Below are 17,010 nucleotides of genomic sequence, written 5' to 3'. Positions count from 1 at the left end.
CTGCGGGGTTCGGTTGTCGGGTCGGCTCAGCTCTGATTCGCGCCCTGGATCCCGAAGCGGCGCCCGAGCAGGCGGACACCGGCGACGAGGATCGTCAGGAACAGCACCATCACCACGCCGAGCGCGGCGACCACCGGGTACGAGCCGTTGGAATAGAGGTCGTAGATGCTCACGGACACGACCTCCGACCCGGAGGAGTACAGGAAGATCGCCGCGGAGATCTCGCGGAACGCGACGATCATCGTGTAGAGGAACGCGGCCAGCAGCGAGGGCATGAGCAGCGGGATGAACACCCGCCGGAACGTCTGGTTCCACGACGCGCCGCTCGCGGTCGCCGCTTCTTCCAGTTCGTCCTTGATCTGCGCCATGCCGGGCACGAGGTAGCGCATGGCGTACGGCAGGCTGATCGTCACGAACGCGACGATGAGGATGATCAGCGTGCCGTAGAGGTGCACCGGCAGCGGTGCGGCGAGGTACCAGTAGAGGATGCCGACCCCCATCACGATGCTGGGCACGGCGATCGGCACGGTGGCGAGCCCGTCGAGCAGCCCGCGCCCGATCACCTTCGTCTTCACCGTCACGTAGGCGACCACGGCACTGAGCGCGGTCACGATCACGGCCGAGCTCACCGCGGTGATCACGCTGTTGCGCACCGATTCGATGAGCGCGGGCTGGCGGAAGATCTGGGCGTAGTTGCCGAAGCCCAGGTCTCCCAAGGCTTTCAGTGAAGGCGGCTCGTAGCCGGGCAGCAGCGACGACCAGATCAGCATGGCCAGCGGCAGGACCACCGCGACGACGAAGAACAGGATGAACACCGCGAGCCCGGCCCACTTCCACCGGCCGAGGTCCTGCACGGTCGAACGGAACCCCTTGCCGGTGATGGTCTGCGTCGCCGAGCGCCGGCTCAGCCGTTGCGAAAGGACCAGCCCGATCGAGGCGATCACCAGCACGAACACGCCGATCACGCCGACCGTGCCGTAGTCGGCCGGGAACGCCTGCAGCGCACTGTAGATCCGGCTCACGAACACGTAGGTGTGGCCCGGCACGCCGATCAGCTGCGGCACCTCGAACGTCGAGATCGTCTGGATGAACATCAGCAGCGCGGCCGACAGGATCGCCGGCCGGACCATCCGCAGCGTGATGACCCGGAAGGTGCGCACGGGGGAGGCGCCGGACGCGAGTGACGCCTCCTCCAGCGACGAGTCCATCGAGCTGAACGCCGCCGTGCCCATGAGGAACGCGACGGGCGCGACGTGGATGGACTGCACGAACACCATGCCCGGGATCGAGAAGATGTTGAAGATCGGCAGCCCGAGCGAGCGCAGGACCCCGTTGAGCGGCCCGCGTTCGGGCGAGAGCAGCAGCGCCCACGCCACCGTGTTGAGGATGCCCGGCACGATCAGCGGCACGAGTGCCGCCAGCTGCGCGAACATCTTGCACGGCGTGTTGGTACGGCTCACCAGCCACGCCAGTCCGAACCCGATCACGGTGCACACGATCGCGGTGAGCCCGGCGTAGAGGAACGAGTTCAGCACCAGGGTGCCGAAGCCGTCGGAGGTGAACGTGGCCACGTAGTTGTGGAGTGTCCACACCGAAGCGCCGGTGCCGAGGAACGAGGTCTGCAGGCTCGCGTAGATCATGGTGCCGACCGGCACCAGCGCGAGGTAGGCCACCGCGATCGCCGCGACGGCGAGCGTGAGGTAACGCGGCTGAAGCAGGGACCGCCAGGACCGGCGGCGAGGGGTCTCCTCCGCGGCCCGGCCGGGTTCGGTGGGTGCCGGGTCGCCGGGTCGGGTGTCCAGCAGGGTCATCGTCGGTCCTTTCGCCGGGGGCGTCCGCCACGGCAGTCGGGAGTCACGGTGCTTCGGGAGTCACGGTGCTTTGAGTGCCGACTTCATTTCCGAGAGGTAGTTGTTGTAGTCCGTCTGCGAGAGGTTCGGGTGGCCCCAGGCGGCCGGCCACTTCTTCTCGTCCCACACGTTCGGGTCGTTGGTCACGTCCGGGCGCACCGACGTGTGGTTGGTGACGTCCGCGATCTCCTGCTGTCCGGCCTTCGAAACCATCCAGTCGTCGAAGAGGCGGGCGGCGTTGGGGTGCGGCGAGTTCTTCACCACGTCGATGAGGTTCAGCGACGCCGGCAGCGGCGTGCCGTTCACGTAGTCGAGCGTGTTCGGCGTCTTCTCCTTGAGGCTGGACGCCTTGTAGCCGTACGCGGTCGCGGCGGCGAGCGGTTCGCCGGCTTGCACGTTCGTGAGCGCCTGGGTGTGGCTCTCCACGAACACCGGCGCGTTGTCGCCGAGCCCCTTCAGCAGCGCGAGGGCCTTGTCGTGGCCCATCGCGGTGATCAGGCTGTCGTACCAGTTGACCGCACCGGGGTCGATCGAGAACTGCCCGCGCCACTGGGGTTTCGTGAGGTCTTCCCACGACGTCGGCGCGGTCAGGTTCTTCTGCTTGAGCACCTGGGGGTTCCAGGACAGCACGGTGGTCACGGCGTAGACCACGCCCTGGTAGCCGTCGGGCAGGGTGAGCCCGGCGGGCAGCGGCGCGGCGTCGACCGGGTGGTAGGGCTGCAGCGCGCCGGCCTGCAGGAGCTGGGCGATCTGCGGGGAGTCGCCCGAGACCACGTCGGCGTTGTACTTGCCGCCGCGCTGCTCGGTGATCACGCGGGGCGGGATCTTGTCGGCGCTCAGGCGCAGCGCGTTGACCTTGATCTTCGGGTACGCCTTGTTGAACGACGCGATGATCGGCGCGACGTCGGTGTCGGCGAACGTGGTGTACCAGACCACCTGGCCTTCCTTCGCCGCCTCCACGGCGAGCTGCTGGGTGTCGCGTTTGTCGGCGGTCGCCTGGGCCGCGCCGGAGGAGTCGGTGGCGCCGGGACCGCACGCGGCGGCCATCGTCAGCGCCAGGCCGCTCGCGAGGACGGCCGAGACGGTTCGCCGGGTGCTTCGCCTCTTGTGCATTGCGGTTCCCTTCGGTGAGGGATCCGCCGGCGGGAACAAGGCGGGCTCACCTCGATGTGAGTGCGGAACTGTCGCAGGGCTTCGGGTGCCGAGGAGCTCGCTGCCGAGGCGGCGGGCCGTTCGGTGCGAAGAGTATGGCCCTATGGTATGACCATTTGTCAACCGTGCAAACCGATGCTGTTACCGATCGGAATCCTGGGCCGGCGGATCCACTTCGGACGGTGAACGCACGCAGGGACGGCCCCGGCGCGGCGGAGGCCGTCGGGGCTCGTCCCTGGGTTCGGAGAAGCAGCCATTCTGCCCGGGCCCGGCGAAAAGCCCAGGGCCGAATGGCGGATTCAGGCGATGCCGGCCGCGGACGTTTGCACGCCGCTTGTCACACCACCACCTCGGTCATGATCCCGGCCGGGAAGATCTCGTCGGGCGTGGCGAGCCGGTGCGCGATGCCTTGCTGGGCGGCATAGGTGAGCAGCTGTTCCCAGGTCGCGCGGTTGGGTTCGATGCCGAACGGGAACGGGTCGCCGCCGAAGAGCTCGCGCATTTCCCGGCCGTAGGTGGGGAGCCAGGGCAGCGGGTAGCGCGAGACGGCGGGATCGAGGAGCCGTTCGACGCTGCGCTGTTTCGACTCCAGGAACGCGTTGTAGAGGTTGCGCGCCACCCACGGGTGCTCGTCGAGGATCCGCCGGCGCATCGCGATCAGGTGCATGATCGGCCAGATGCCGGTGTCGCGGAAGTAGTCCTGTTCGCGGTCCCGGTAATCGGGAAACAGGCGCACGACGTCGGGGTGTCCTTCGAGGAAGCACGTCGGCGGCCGCGCGATGATCGCGCAGTCGAGGTCGCCCGCGGCGAGCAGGTCCGACAGCGACCGGTCGGGCACGCGGGTGAGCCGCACGCCCTCGGGCAGGGTCAGCTCGACCTTCTCGACGCGGCCCGGGGCGTTCGCGCCGGCCTGGTACCACTCGATCTCGTCGAGTTTCACGCCCATGTCGTTGTGCAGCCAGCCGCGCATGTACACCGCCGCGGAGTGGGCCCACTCGGGTGAGCCGACCTTTTTGCCGCGCAGGTCTTCGACGGTGCGGATGCCGCTGTTTCGGTTCACATAGAAGGAGCCGAACCGGAACAGGCGCGAGCAGACCACCGGCAGCCCCACGATGTCCGGTTCGTCGCGCGTGATCTGGGTGCTGAACTTGGCGAAGGACAGCTCGGCCACGTCCCACTCCCGGTTCGCGGTGAACCGCGCGAAGATCTCGTGGTGGCTCAGCGTCGACCAGGTGTGGTCGATGCCTTGCGCGCGCACGGCTCCGGTGCGGAAATCGCGGAAGTGGTCGTAGTCGGTGGTCGCGATGCTGAGGTGGATGTCGCTCAACGAAGCCTCCCGGGCCTGCGTCTCTGGATTGGTAGGACAGTTAGGCCTATACTTCGGAGCGTACCCGGACGACGCGTCCGGGCGGAACATCTTCTGCCTCCGTCGAAAAAGCGCCAAGGCGCGGGAAAGCGAGGAACGCATGGGCAAGAAGGGACGCGTGTTCGTACGTGGCTTGACTTCTGAGACCTACGGGCTCGGTCAGTTCCGACAGGCCCAGCTGGCCGCCGAGCGGGTGCGCGACGACTCGGTGGTGGTCGACGACGCGAAGGTCGGGCACTCCGGCGACTCGGAGAAGTCCCGCACGTGGTGGCGGGTCGGGCCGGGGGACGAGGACTTCCTGACCCAGACGCTGCAGGTGCACTTCGTCGAGCTGCCGCCGCACAGCTCCAACCGCGGGCACGGGCACCAGAACGAGGCGTCGTTCTACATCCTCGAAGGCGCCGGCTACGAGATCCACGACGACCAGCGCTACGACTGGAAGGCCGGCGAGCTGGTCTTCGTGCACACCGACTCGGTGCACCGGCACTACAACCCGTACGACGAGAAGGCCGTCGCGCTGGTGATGAAGGCCAAGTGCACGTGGATGTTCCTGGGCCTGCTGCAGCAGGGCCGCGGCGGGCCGATCGAGCGGCCGGAGGAGTTCGGCGAGCGCGAGGACTGGTCGCGGATCTGGACCGACGGCGTGCTGGAGCGCAAGAAGGTGGTGCGCCAGGAGGACACGGTGTGGGAAACCACGCCGATGGGCCGGGTGCGCGTGCTCAACAGTCCCGACCGGACGGACCTGCGCCAGTTCTCCGTCGACGTGTTCGAGCTCGAGATCCCGGCCGGCAGCCGGTCGGGCAAGCACTGGAAGATGGCCGACGAGATCCTCTACGTGCTCGACGGCGAAGGCTATTCGCTGCACTGGGAAGTGCAGGAGGAGATCGCGGAGAAGTACTACGCTCGCGTGGCGAAGACGCCGACCCGGCACGAGATCAAGAAGGGCGACACGCTCTACGTCCCGCAGAACACGATCGCCGTGCACTTCGCCGCCGACGGCACCCCGCTGCGGATGCTGTCCGCGCAGAACCGCATGTTCAAGCACCTCGGTTACGACAAGGTGCACTACTTCGAGAACGCGCCGGAGTACGCCGCCGGCGAGCTGGCCGAAGCCGCCACGTCCGTCTGACCGTCCGCCCGACCGAAGGGGCCTGTCTCGTGTTCTCCCGCGAGGCGGGCCCCTTCGCGGTTTCCCCCTGGTGCCGAAGGAAAGGAACGTGCTGATGTCGAACGACGGAACCTCGAGCGTGGGAGTGGCCGGGCTGGGCGCGATGGGCGGGCCGATCGCCCGCCACCTCGTGGGCGCCGGGCTGGACACGGTGGTGTTCGACCGGAACCGCTCCACAGTGGACGAACACGTCGAAGCGGGAGCGCGGGCGGCCGCGTCCGCGGCGGAGCTCGGCGCGTGCGACGTGGTGCTGGTGATCGTGCCGGCGGATGACGACGTGCTCGAGGTGTCGGCCGCGGTGCTCACCGCGGCCGAGCGCGGGTCCGTGCTGCTGATCTGCAGCTCGGTCACGCCCGAGACCTGTCACCGGGTCGCCGTCGAGGCGGAGAAGGTCGGCGTGGCCGTGCTCGACGCGGCGCTGACCGGCGGCATCCGCGGCGCGGTGAACGGCCGGATCGCGCTGCTCGTCGGCGGGGACGAAGCCGTGCTCGACCGGGTGCGCCCGGCGCTGGCGCCGTGGACCAAGGCGGTGCACCACCTCGGCCCGCTCGGCGCCGGGCAGATCGGCAAGACCGTGAACAACCTGTGCCACTGGGGCCAGGTGACCGCGGTCGTGGAGGCGCTGCGGTTCGGCCGCCGCCTCGGGGTCGAACCGGCGAAGCTGCGCCCGGCGCTGCTCGACGGGCCGGCCGCGAGCAACACCCTCGCCGAGCTCGAGCTGATGCACTTCACCTGGTATCGCAAGGATCTGGCCAACGCGTTCCGGATGGCCGGCGAAGTGGACCACGACCTGCCGGTGGCGCGGCTGGCCCGCGAGGTGATGGAGGGCATCACCGTCGCGGGCGTGGCCGAGCTGTTGCGCGGCGAAGGCGCCTAACGGTCGGGGTCGGGGGAGAGGTGGGCGGTCCACTTCTCCTCGATCCGCCCCACCCGCCACACCAGCACGGCGACGAGCCAAGTGGCCACGAACAGCCCCACGATCGCGAAACCGACGTTGTTCAGGTCGACGTCGGCGATCGCGGCGAGCGGGCCCGAGGTGATCCCGAGCCGCTCGGTGAGGATCGACAGCAGCTCGATGGTGCCGATCACGAGCGCGACGGCCACCGACAGCGCGGTCACCGTGAGGTTGTAGAACACCTTGCGCACCGGCTTCGCGAACGCCCACCCGTAGGCGAAGTTCATGAAGCAGCCGTCGGCGGTGTCGAACAACGTCATCCCCGCCGCGAAGAGCACCGGCAGCACGAGGATCGCGTACCAGGGCAGGGCGAAAGTGGCCGCGCCCGCGGCGAGCACCAGCAGGCCCACCTCGGTGGCGGTGTCGAACCCGAGTCCGAAGAGGACGCCGACCGGGTAGATGTGCCACGGCTTGCGCACGGCCTTCGTCACGCCCGAGAGCAGCCGGTTGAGGATCCCGCGCTTCGCCAGGTGCTCCTCGAGTTCGGCCTCGCTGAAGCGGCCGTGGCGCATCTCGCGGAACACCTTCAGGATCCCGAAGAGCACCACCAGGTTCACGATGCCGATGAGGTAGAGGAACACCCCGGACACCGACGTGCCGATCAGCCCGGTGATCCGGTGCAGCCCCGACGCGTCGTTCGTGACCGAGCCGGCGAGCGCGCGCACGCCCAGCGAGAGCAGCAGGCACAGTCCGAACACGACGGTCGAGTGCCCGAGGGAGAACCAGAACCCGACCGACAGGGGGCGGCCGCCGTCGGCCATCAGCTTGCGGGTGGTGTTGTCCACGGCGGCGATGTGGTCGGCGTCGAACGCGTGGCGCAGCCCGAGCGTGAACGCCGTGACGCCGAGCCCGACGCCGAAGAAGCCGCCGCCGGCCAGCGCGTGGTGGGCCGGGGCCACCGCGAACACGAGCACACCCCAGCCGACGACGTTGAGCAGCAGGATCACGGTGGCCATGCCGGCGAGCGAAGCCCACTCCCGGCCGGTGAGCGCGGCCCGGACGCGGCCGAGCCGGCCGGGTGCCTCAGCCGTCATGACGAGCCGCGAACAGGCAGGTGTAGAGGCCGCGCCAGGGCATCTCGACGTCGCCGAAGCCGGCCTTCGCGAGCCCTTCGAGGTGGTCGGCGATCGAGGGCAGCGCGTCCTTGTGCTGGTGCGCCCCGGCTTTGTCCGACGGCGGGATGAGCTGCTTGCGCACCGCGCGCAGCCGCTTGTCCCACACCGGGTCCGGCCCGATGTGGTCGAGGTTGAGCAGCCAGCCGCCGGGTGCCAGGTGCTCGGCCGCCTCGGTGTAGAACCGCGCCAGCTGCGCGGGGTCGAGGTGGTGGCTGGCCCGTGAAGTCATCACCACGTCGAGGTCGCCGGGCAGGTTCGCGAGGTCCGTCATGTCGGTGAGCCGGTAGGACACCCGGTCGCCGTAGCGCGCGAGCCGCTGCCTGGCGGCGTCGGCCATCACCGGCGAGACGTCGGTCCAGACGCCGTGCGCGGAGGGGAAGAGGTCGAGCAGGACCTCGAGGAAGTCACCGGGGCCGCTGCCGATGTCGGCCACCAGCTTCGTCCGCGGCCGGTCGCCGGCCACGAGCGTGGCGGCGATGCGGCGGGGCAGCACGAGGAAGCCGACGAGTTGGTCTTGTTCCAGCCAGGACGTGGCGACGTTCGGATCGAGCCATTCGGACAACGGGCGCTCCTCACGGGGGGATGGGTTCGGGGGCCGTGCTCCCGCGTCGAGCGCCGGAGCACGGCCGGGTCGGCTACTTGCGCGCGCCGTGGGTGGTGCCCGCCTCGGCGGCGGCGTCGAGGATCTTCTTGCCCTCCTCGGGGGAGAGCTGCACGCCGTGGCGCTCGATGTTGTGCAGGCGCATGGTGCGCAGCAGCCCCGTGTCCTGGATCGCCAGGTAGCGGGCCGTGTCGTTGCCGTCGAGGTTGAAGTGCTGGTGCCACGCCCACCGCGGCGGGGCGAACAACGTGCCCTCCTGCCACTCGACGACGTCGATCGGCTCGTCGTCGTAGTTGATGAGGGAGAAGCCGTGGCCCTTGACCACGTAGAGGTAGGCCTCGGTGGTGTGGCGGTGGCGCACGGAGTTGTTGCCCGGCTTGAGCTCCGAGATGTGGGCGCTCAGCACCTCGTAGTCGGCGAGGTCGAAGTAGTGGCCGCGGTTGTTGCGCCACGGCCGGGCGGGCAGCTCCATCTTCCGCAGGTCGTCCTCCACGACCAGGCCCTTGTTCGGCGGGTGCTGGCGGTTGAACTCGTCGCGGGCCGCGATCTCGGAGGAATCGAGGTTCTTCTTCTCGCTGGCCAGGACACCCTTCTGGTACTCGTCGCGCACTGCTGCTCTCCTTGTCGTACTCGAGGGGACTTCAGGGGTTTTCGGTGCGCCGCACCACGTGGCGCCACATGGTCGCGACGGTGAACGCCCCGCCCAGGTCGGGCAGGAGCGCGAGGTCCTCGTCGGGGATCGCCACCGGCTTGCCGCCGGCCTGGACGAGGGCGAGGGTGTGGCGCGCGAGCGAGTCGACGGCCATGGCCTGCAACACGGCCTGCGCCACCGCCGTCTCGGGGTCACCGCCGGCGACGCTGACCAGCCCGTGTCCACTGAGGACGAGCACCGGCCGCTCGCCGAGCGCGTCGGCCATCCGGCCCGCGAGGTCGTGGTCGTTCACCAGCACCGAGCGCGGCCACACGGGGATGCCGTCGGCGGCGAGCCGCGCGGCCGGGATGTCGTAGGCGCCGAAGAGCGGCAGCCACGGCAGCCCGGCCAGCGACATCGTGACCACCGCGGGCGGGTGCGCGTGGACCACGGCCGTCACGTCGGGGTGGCGGCGGAGCACCTCGGTGTGGATCGGCAGCTCGTTGGGCACGCTCCACTCGCCGGCGTCGGGGCGGCCGTGCAGCGGCACCGGCCGGATGTCCTCGGCCGTGGTGTAGCGCAGGCCGGATTCGCGCGGGCCGCGGCAGCGCACCAGCAGCTCGTCCGGCGAGGTGCGCACGCTGATGTGGCCCAGCACGTGCTCGACGAGGCCGGTGGCGGCGAGCACCCGGCAGGCGAGCGCGACGGACTCCCTCACGGTGCCTCCTGGTCGGTTCGCACTGTGCCTGGTTTGCCAGCGCTGGTCTATTGGTTAGTCCGAACAACGTTACGACCATAAGGCGCCCGCCAGCTGCGGGTCAACCCTCCGGCCGGGCGCTTCGGGCGCTTCGGCGACGAGGTTTTCGCGCGGCTGTGAGAGAATCGGCGCATGGCAGCAACAGGGTCGGGTGGGTCCGCGGCCGCTCCGCGGGCGGACGCCGGACTGTTCGACGTGGTGTCCTCCAACCGGATGTCGGAGGTCATCGTCGAGCAGATCCGCTCCCTCATCCGCGCCGACAAACTGCGCCCCGGCGACCGGCTGCCGAGCGAGCGCAACCTGTGCGAGCAGATGGGCGTCAGCCGGGTCACCGTGCGCGAGGCCCTGCGCGTGCTGGAGGCGGCCGGCCTGGTCGCCATCAAGGTCGGCGCACGCGGCGGCGCGTTCGTCACCACACCCTCGTCGACCACGCTCGGCGCGAACCTGGCCGACCTGGTGAACCTCTCGCCGATGACGGGCCCGGAGGTCATCGAGGCCCGCCAGGTGGTGGAGCTCGGCATCGTCGACCTGGTGATCGACCGGGCCACCGACGAGGACCTCGCCGAGTTGCGCGAGCTCACGGCCGAGCACCAGGCCGCGCTCAAACGCGGCGAGTACAGCATGGAGATGTCGGCGGCGTTCCACATCCGCGTCGCGAAGTGCGCGCACAACGCCGCCATCGAGATGCTGGTGCACTCCTTCCACGGCCCGCTGCTGATGTCACTGCGCGAGGCCCAGGTCGCCGCGCCACTGATGGGCCACCGGGGTGTGAACGAACACCGCGAGATCGTGGAGGCCATCGCCGCGCGGGACGCCGAGAAGGCGCGCGACATCATGGCCAAGCACCTGCGCCGGACTTCGCAGCGGATCGCCCGCGTGCAGGCTTCGCGCGAGAAGGACTGAACGACTCCGCGGGACGGCTGATCGGTTGTCGTCGCGGTTCCGGGGACGCGCTTTCCGAGTCGGCGTCGCCGTCGTCCCCTCTGGTAAAACCGCGGCGAGGAAGGGACGTTCGCGTGGAAGCCGGTGGCCGGGCGAAGCGGTGGGGCGGGTTCAAGAAGCGGCGACGGTGGGTGCTGCTCGGGCTGGTCGTCGTGGTGGTGGTCGTGTGGCTGGCAGTGGTGCGGCCTTACGCGGCCGGCGTTCCGGCCGACGTGGCGAGCCTGCGGACCCTGTGCGAGCCGGGAACCGGGGAGCAGAGCTACTCCAGGGTCGACGCCTACACCGGCCCCGCGCCGCACCCGATCGTGGTCTTCGCGCCCAACCGGCCCGATTTCCCGGACTACACGAGCGCCGGCTCGTCCTCGGCGGGCAGCGTTCAGCTCGTGGGCTGCCGGCGCCCCGTCGATCCTCGGCGGCCCGGGCCGCAGCTGAGCTGCTTCTACGGTGACGCGACGCCCGCCTCGATCGACCAGGGCCGGTTCCCGGTCGACGTCTACGAGGTCCGCACCGGTCGGCGGGTGACGTCCGTCGTGGTCGACGGGCGGGTCCGGTGCCCGGCGGTGTACCCGGAGGACGCCCACGTCGACACTGAACCCGAGGACGCCGATTACGCCGCCGTCCTCGCGCCGCTGGTCAACGGCGAGGTCCGCGGCTGAGCTGCCCTTGTGCGGGTTCGGGTTCACTCTTTCGGTTGTTACATCGAAAGCACACCCGTCACAGTACGTTTTGTGGTCTGATATCCCCCGGTATCCGTTTTGGTCCCGAGGGGGGAAGCGATGAAAAGCGTGGTGTGGTGGTCCATCGGCGCGCTGTTCGGGCTCGCGCTGATGGCGCTCGGCCTGTTCGGCTCCGGCAGCGCGAGCGGCACGGTCCTGTGCGGCAGCGAGCACATGAAACCGGGCGACACCTGCGAGCGGACCCAGTACGGCCTCACGGCGACCGAGACCTACGAAGAAAAACTCCAGGAATCCGTCGCCGACGCCAAAACCTTCGAAGGCGGCGGCCGCTGGGTGACCTTCGGCATCGGCACCGCCATCGCCGGTGCGTGCGGGTGGCGCCTGGTCGTCGCGATCCGCCGCCGGGCGAACAGGGGATCCGGCGCGGGTGTGGCCCCGGTGGGGCCGGGCGAGCAGTCGGCGTTCGCGCCGCAGGGGTTCCCTGCTGGGCAGAACTTTCAGCAGCAGCCGGGAATGCAGCAAGGTTTCCCGCATCAGCCCGGGTTCCAGCAGCAGGAATTCCCACCGCCGCAAGGGTTTCAGCAGCCTCCGCCACCGGGATACCAGCAACCGCAGGGTCCGTATCAGCAGTAGCGAAGGAGTGATCGTCCGTCGCGTGGCCGCGGCGCACGATCGGCAGTCTCCGGCGAACCGGCCACCACGACTTGCGCTCTCCAAGCCGCTCACCACTGTACGATCCGGACACCATTTCGGACCGGGTGAGCTGGGGGCGGCAGTGAGCGGTACCAAGGTGTTGGTGGCCGGAGCGAGCATCGCGGGGCCTGCGCTGGCCCATTGGCTGCGGCGGCGCGGGGCCGAGGTGACCGTGGTCGAGCGGGCGTCCGGCCTGCGCCCCGGTGGGCAGGCGGTGGACGCGCGCGGCGTGACCAAAGAGGTGATCCGGCGGATGGGGCTGGACGCGGCCGTGCGCGCGGCCCGTACCGAGACCGCCGGCGCGTACACGGTGGACGCGGACGGCACCGTGCTCGAGACCTTCAGTGCGGAGGACGACGGCGGCGACGGCTACATCTCCGAGATCGAGATCCTGCGCGGGGACCTGTCGCAGGTGCTGTACGACGACACCCGCGACGAGGTCGAGTACGTGTTCGGCGACCGGATCGCCGAGCTCGCCCAGGACGCGGACGGGGTCGACGTGACCTTCGCGAGCGGTGGGCGGCGGCGGTTCGACCTGGTGATCGGGGCGGACGGGCTGCACTCGGCGTTGCGGTCGATGGTGTTCGGGCCGCGCGAGCGGTTCGTGCGCCACCTCGGGCAGGTGCTGGCGTTCTACACCGTGCCCAACGAGTTCGGGCTGGAGCGGTGGCTGATCGACCACCAGGAGTCCGGGCGCTCCGCCGGCCTGCGGCCCCTGCGCGACGCCTCCGTCGCGATGGCCATGCTCTCCTTCTCCGCGCCCGACTTCGACGTCGACTACCGCGACATCAAGGCGCAGAAACGCCTGCTGCGCGAGCGCATGGCCGGCCTGGGCTGGTGGACGCCGCGCATCCTCGCCCACCTGGACGACGCCCCCGACTTCTACCTCGACCAGGTCGCGCAGGTCGTGATGGACCGCTGGTCCACCGGCCGCGTCGCCCTCCTCGGCGACGCGGCGTTCAGCTCGTCGCCGTTGTCCGGGCAGGGCACCGGCCTGGCCCTCGTCGGCGCCTACCTCCTCGCGGGCGAGCTGGCTGCCGCCGGGTGGGACCCGGAGGCCGGCTTCGCCGCGTACGAGGAGCGGATGCGGTCGTTCGTCGAGGCCAACCAGGAGATCGGCCGCCTGCACGCCAACAGCCGCGACGCCGCGCCGGACGCCGAACCGGCCGTGGACTACGCGAGCGAGTGGTTCGCGGACCTGATCAACCGCGCCCTCAACGGCGTCGAGCTGCCCGACTACGCGGGGGTGCCGGATTCCCGTCCGCAGGCTGGGCCGCCGGCCACAGCGTAACCACCACCGGCGGCGTTCCGCCGGGCATTCGTCCGCGCCGTCAGCGGAACCCGGGGCGCCGCGGTGGTTCGTCGCGTTCGCGCGGAACTTCCCGACTGTGCTCGCGCGGCCATTCGCCGGTCTCGTCGATCACCATCGGCACCGCGGCCTATCCGAACGGCATTCGCGGCCACTGCGGCGTGCGATCCGACGGCGCGGAGATCGCCGGTGCGGACGCGACGCTCGCCGACCGGCCCCAGCACCTCGACGTCGAGATCACCGGGATCAGCCGGCTCACGGTGCTCGACACGAAGGCGCGCCGACAACGCGTGGGGAAGCCCGAAGGTGCACTGCACCGGGCAAGGGCCGGTGACCGGCCATCGAAGTGTCCTTTTCGGACGGTCCACACCGGATCACCGATGCCATACCTCCGATTAGCCCGTTTTGCCCCATTCCGAGTGAACAGCGGACTCACCACGGAAACACGGCGGTAACACCACCCGGTTAATTTCCTGCCGCAGGTCGGCGACACGAGGAGAAACCGGGCGTGGTGGATACGGGAAGCACGGCGTGGTTGCTCGTCAGCGCGGCACTGGTGATGCTGATGACGCCGGGCCTCGCGCTGTTCTACGGCGGCATGGTGCGGGCCCGCAGCGTGCTGAACGTGATGGCGATGACGTTCATCTGCCTCGCGACCGTCGGCCTCGTGTGGGTGGTGTACGGGTACTCCCTCGCGTTCGGTGCGGACTGGTTCGGTGGGCTGCTGGGTGATCTGCGGCTGGCCGGGCTGCGCGGGGTCGCGCAGCAGACCGTGGGGCCGGCGGGCAACCAGGTGCCGCTGTATGCGTTCGTCGCGTTCCAGATGATGTTCGCGGTGATCACGGTGGCGCTGCTGGCCGGCGCGATCGCCGAGCGGGCGCGGTTCTGGACCTGGACGGTGTTCTCCGTCGTGTGGGTCACGCTGGTGTACCTGCCGGTGGCGCACTGGGTCTTCGCGCCCGACGGCTGGATCGCGAGCAAGCTGCACCTGCTGGACTTCGCGGGCGGCACCGTCGTGGAGGTGAACTCCGGGGCCGCCGCGCTGGCGCTGGCGGTGGTGCTCGGGCGCCGGCACGGCTGGCCGCGGCAGATCGTGCGGCCGCACAACCTGCCGTTCGTGATGTTCGGCGCCGGGCTGTTGTGGTTCGGCTGGTTCGGGTTCAACGCCGGCTCCGCGCTGGCGGCGAAGAACCTGGCCGCCACCTCGTTCCTGAACACCACCGTCGCCGGGGCGGTCGCGGTGCTGGGGTGGCTGCTCGTGGAGCAGTTCCGCGACGGCAAACCGACCACGCTCGGCGCGGCGTCCGGCGCGGTGGCCGGGCTGGTGGGGATCACGCCCGGGTGCGCCTACGTCGAACCGCTCGGCGCGATCGCGATCGGCCTGGTCGCGGGCGTGGTGTGCTCGTTCGCGGTGGGCCTGAAGTACCGGTTCGGGTTCGACGACTCGCTCGACGTGGTGGCGGTGCACGGCATCGGCGGCCTGATCGGGACGCTGCTGATCGGGTTGTTCGCGACCGTGGGCGTGGATCCGCAGGGGGTGAACGGCCTCTTCTACGGCGGCGGGTTCGGCCAGCTGTGGCGCCAGGCCGCCGGAACCTTCGCGGTACTAGGCTACTCGCTGGTCGTGACCTTCCTGATCGGCTGGATCATGCACAAGTTCATGGGATTCCGGCTCGATCGCGAGGCCGAGATCGACGGTGTCGACGAGGCTGAGCACGCGGAAGGCGCGTACGAGCTGGCAGTCCAATCCGGACGCCGGGCCGGCGTGACTGCCGGCGACCACCACCGGCCCGCGCGCGAGGAGACTCGATGAAGCTGTTGACCGCCGTCGTCAAACCGTTCGTGATGGACGACGTCCGGGTGGCACTGCAGGAGCTGGGCATCGCGGGGATGACGGTCACCGAGGTCCGCGGGTACGGCCGCCAGAAGGGCCACACCGAGATCTACCGCGGCGCCGAGTACGCGATCGACTTCATCACCAAGCTCCGCCTCGAGATCCTCCTCGACGACGAGCAGGTCGAGACCGTGCTGCGCACCGTGTGCGAGACCGCCCACACCGGCAAGATCGGCGACGGCAAGATCTGGGTCACGCCGGTGGAGACCGTCGTGCGCGTGCGTACCGGCGAACGCGGGTCCGACGCGCTGTAGGCCTCGGCTCGTGCGTTGACGTGCCGCCAAATTCTCCCTAGGTTCGACCGCATCGCCGACCTCGAGGGAGCGGTCATGGCTATTCCTGTGCCCGATGCGGCAAGGCTCGCGGCGCTGTCCCGGCACTACGGCTTCGACCTGACCCCGGCCGAGATCGGGGAGTTCGTCCCCGCGGTCGAGGGGACACTGGCGGCGTCGGAGGAGGTCGAGCGGCTCTACCGCCGGTCCGCGCCCGAGCCGCCGGTGCGGGAGTCCTCACTGCCGGCCGACAACCCGCTCAACGCCTGGTCGGTGCGGACCACGATCAGCGAGACGGCCGAGGGCCCGCTGGCGGGCAAGACGGTCGTGGTGAAGGACAACATCGCCGTGGCCGGCGTGCCCATGGTCAACGGGTCGGCGTCGATGGACGGCTTCGTGCCGAGGCGCGACGCCACGGTCGTGCGCCGGCTGCTCGCCGCGGGCGCCACCATCACCGGCAAGTCGACGTGCGAAGACCTGTGTTTCTCCGGGGGCAGCTTCACGTCGTGGCCGGGGCCGGTGCGCAACCCGTGGGACCTCGCCCGCAACGCCGGCGGCTCCTCGAGCGGCAGCGCCGCGCTGGTGGCCAACGGCGACGTCGACCTGGCGGTCGGCGGGGACCAGGGCGGCTCGGTGCGGATCCCGGCGTCGTTCACCGGGGTCGTGGGGCACAAGCCGACGTACGGGCTGGTGCCCTACACCGGCGCGTTCCCGATCGAGCAGACGATCGACCACCTCGGCCCGATGACCCGCACGGTGGCCGACGCCGCGTTGATGCTGAGCGTGCTGGCCGGTGCGGACGGATACGACTCCCGCCAGCCCACGGCGCTCGACCCGGTCGACTACGTGGCCGCCCTGGGCGAGAGCGCGTCCGGCCTGCGCGTCGGCGTGGTGCGCGAAGGCTTCGGCACGCCCGTGTCGGAGGCCGGCGTCGACGATTCGGTCCGCGAAGCGGTGGAGGTGCTGCGCTCGGCCGGGCTGAGCGCCGACGAGGTCTCCATCCCGTGGCACCTCGACGCCATGGCGGTGTGGAACGTGATCGCGACCGAAGGCGCCGCGTACCAGATGCTCGACGGCAACGGGTACGGCATGGGCACCTGGGGCCAGTACGACCCGGAGCTGGTCGCGCACTACTTCCAGGGCCGCGTCGCGCGCGGCCGCGAGCTCTCCAAAACGGTCCAGCTCGTCGGCCTCTCGGGCCGCCACACCTACGAACTCGGCGGCGGCAAGTACTACGCCATGGCCCGCAACCTCTCCTTCGAACTGCGCGCCGCCTACGACACCGCCCTGGCCGACCACGACGTCCTCGTGATGCCGACCCTGCCCTACACCGCCCGCGAGCTGCCCCCGCCCGACGTGTCCCTCGCCGACTACCTCGACACGGCCCTGTCGATGATCGGCAACACCGCCCCCTTCGACGTGACCGGCCACCCGGCCTGCAGCGTCCCGGCCGCCCTCGTCAACGGCCTGCCCACCGGCATGATGCTCATCGGCAAACGCTTCGACGACGCCACGGTGCTGCGGGTGGCTCATGCGTATGAACAGGCGGTGGGCGGTTTCCCGGCTCCGACCAGGGCGGTGGCGGCGACGTCCTGAACCTGGCGTGGCAGTCTTTCCCCCGTACACAA

General features: G+C 70.0%; 16 protein-coding genes. 9 read left to right on the top strand and 7 right to left on the bottom strand.

From position 1 onward, the window contains the following. Positions 1 to 26 precede the first annotated feature (26 nt). From VSH64_RS16330 to VSH64_RS16320, 3 genes are all read right to left on the bottom strand, one after another. Positions 27 to 1,811 carry an ABC transporter permease gene (locus VSH64_RS16330; protein WP_326836452.1) on the bottom strand — a complete coding sequence of 595 codons (1,785 nt, stop codon included), beginning with the start codon at positions 1,809 to 1,811 and terminating at the stop codon, positions 27 to 29. Between the two features lie 60 nt (positions 1,812 to 1,871). Further along, the gene (locus tag VSH64_RS16325) at positions 1,872 to 2,963 is read right to left on the bottom strand and encodes an ABC transporter substrate-binding protein (protein WP_326836451.1); all 1,092 of its coding nucleotides are present in this window, start codon (positions 2,961 to 2,963) and stop codon (positions 1,872 to 1,874) included. Between the two features lie 376 nt (positions 2,964 to 3,339). Beyond that, the gene (locus VSH64_RS16320) at positions 3,340 to 4,329 is read right to left on the bottom strand and encodes a substrate-binding domain-containing protein (protein WP_326836450.1); all 990 of its coding nucleotides are present in this window, start codon (positions 4,327 to 4,329) and stop codon (positions 3,340 to 3,342) included. 172 nt (positions 4,330 to 4,501) lie between these two features. On the opposite strand from VSH64_RS16320, the gene VSH64_RS16315 reads away from it, so the two are divergent. After that, positions 4,502 to 5,497, top strand: coding sequence for a cupin domain-containing protein (locus VSH64_RS16315; protein ID WP_326836449.1), 996 nt, complete (start codon positions 4,502 to 4,504; stop codon positions 5,495 to 5,497). Between the two features lie 94 nt (positions 5,498 to 5,591). Next, positions 5,592 to 6,413, top strand: coding sequence for an NAD(P)-dependent oxidoreductase (locus tag VSH64_RS16310; protein ID WP_326836448.1), 822 nt, complete (start codon positions 5,592 to 5,594; stop codon positions 6,411 to 6,413). Here VSH64_RS16310 and nicT read toward each other — a convergent pair. The 4 genes from nicT to VSH64_RS16290 all read right to left on the bottom strand — a co-directional run bounded on the left by nicT (position 6,410) and on the right by VSH64_RS16290 (position 9,556). Next, on the bottom strand, positions 6,410 to 7,525 hold the full coding sequence (nicT, locus tag VSH64_RS16305; RefSeq protein ID WP_456062095.1) for a Nickel transporter NicT: 1,116 nt from the start codon (positions 7,523 to 7,525) through the stop codon (positions 6,410 to 6,412). The two genes, VSH64_RS16310 and nicT, sit on opposite strands and share 4 nt — an antisense overlap. Further along, positions 7,515 to 8,168, bottom strand: a complete 654-nt coding sequence (locus VSH64_RS16300) for a class I SAM-dependent methyltransferase (RefSeq protein WP_326836447.1) — start codon at positions 8,166 to 8,168, stop codon at positions 7,515 to 7,517. Before VSH64_RS16300 ends, nicT begins: the two co-directional genes overlap by 11 nt. A 73-nt stretch (positions 8,169 to 8,241) precedes the next feature. Beyond that, entirely contained in the window at positions 8,242 to 8,817 is a 576-nt protein-coding gene (locus VSH64_RS16295) for a cupin domain-containing protein (protein WP_326836446.1), read from the bottom strand. A 31-nt stretch (positions 8,818 to 8,848) separates the two neighbouring features. After that, entirely contained in the window at positions 8,849 to 9,556 is a 708-nt protein-coding gene (locus tag VSH64_RS16290; protein WP_326836445.1) for a class II aldolase/adducin family protein, read from the bottom strand. Between the two features lie 171 nt (positions 9,557 to 9,727). Here VSH64_RS16290 and VSH64_RS16285 point away from each other — a divergent pair, with 171 nt between their 5' ends. From VSH64_RS16285 to VSH64_RS16255, 7 genes are all read left to right on the top strand, one after another. After that, the gene (locus VSH64_RS16285; RefSeq protein WP_326836444.1) at positions 9,728 to 10,498 is read left to right on the top strand and encodes a FadR/GntR family transcriptional regulator; all 771 of its coding nucleotides are present in this window, start codon (positions 9,728 to 9,730) and stop codon (positions 10,496 to 10,498) included. 113 nt (positions 10,499 to 10,611) lie between these two features. Next, positions 10,612 to 11,193 (top strand): hypothetical protein, encoded by a 582-nt coding sequence (locus tag VSH64_RS16280; protein ID WP_326836443.1) that lies wholly within the window; start codon positions 10,612 to 10,614, stop codon positions 11,191 to 11,193. A 120-nt stretch (positions 11,194 to 11,313) separates the two neighbouring features. Further along, positions 11,314 to 11,847, top strand: coding sequence for a hypothetical protein (locus VSH64_RS16275; RefSeq protein ID WP_326836442.1), 534 nt, complete (start codon positions 11,314 to 11,316; stop codon positions 11,845 to 11,847). Positions 11,848 to 12,007: 160 nt separating this feature from the next. Next, positions 12,008 to 13,198 (top strand): FAD-dependent monooxygenase, encoded by a 1,191-nt coding sequence (locus VSH64_RS16270; protein WP_326837963.1) that lies wholly within the window; start codon positions 12,008 to 12,010, stop codon positions 13,196 to 13,198. Positions 13,199 to 13,724: 526 nt separating this feature from the next. Next, a complete protein-coding gene (locus VSH64_RS16265; protein ID WP_326836441.1) occupies positions 13,725 to 15,029 on the top strand; it encodes an ammonium transporter in 1,305 nt (434 codons plus the stop codon). Beyond that, entirely contained in the window at positions 15,026 to 15,364 is a 339-nt protein-coding gene (locus VSH64_RS16260) for a P-II family nitrogen regulator (protein ID WP_326836440.1), read from the top strand. Before VSH64_RS16265 ends, VSH64_RS16260 begins: the two co-directional genes overlap by 4 nt. A gap of 75 nt (positions 15,365 to 15,439) precedes the next feature. Further along, positions 15,440 to 16,978: an amidase gene (locus VSH64_RS16255; RefSeq protein ID WP_326836439.1), complete on the top strand. Its 1,539-nt coding sequence runs from the start codon at positions 15,440 to 15,442 to the stop codon at positions 16,976 to 16,978. Positions 16,979 to 17,010 lie beyond the last annotated feature (32 nt).

Source organism: Amycolatopsis rhabdoformis, from assembly GCF_035918295.1.
GTDB lineage: Bacteria > Actinomycetota > Actinomycetes > Mycobacteriales > Pseudonocardiaceae > Amycolatopsis > Amycolatopsis rhabdoformis.
Note: the sequence above shows the minus strand (reverse complement) of the source record. Positions and strands in the feature narration are given on the sequence as shown.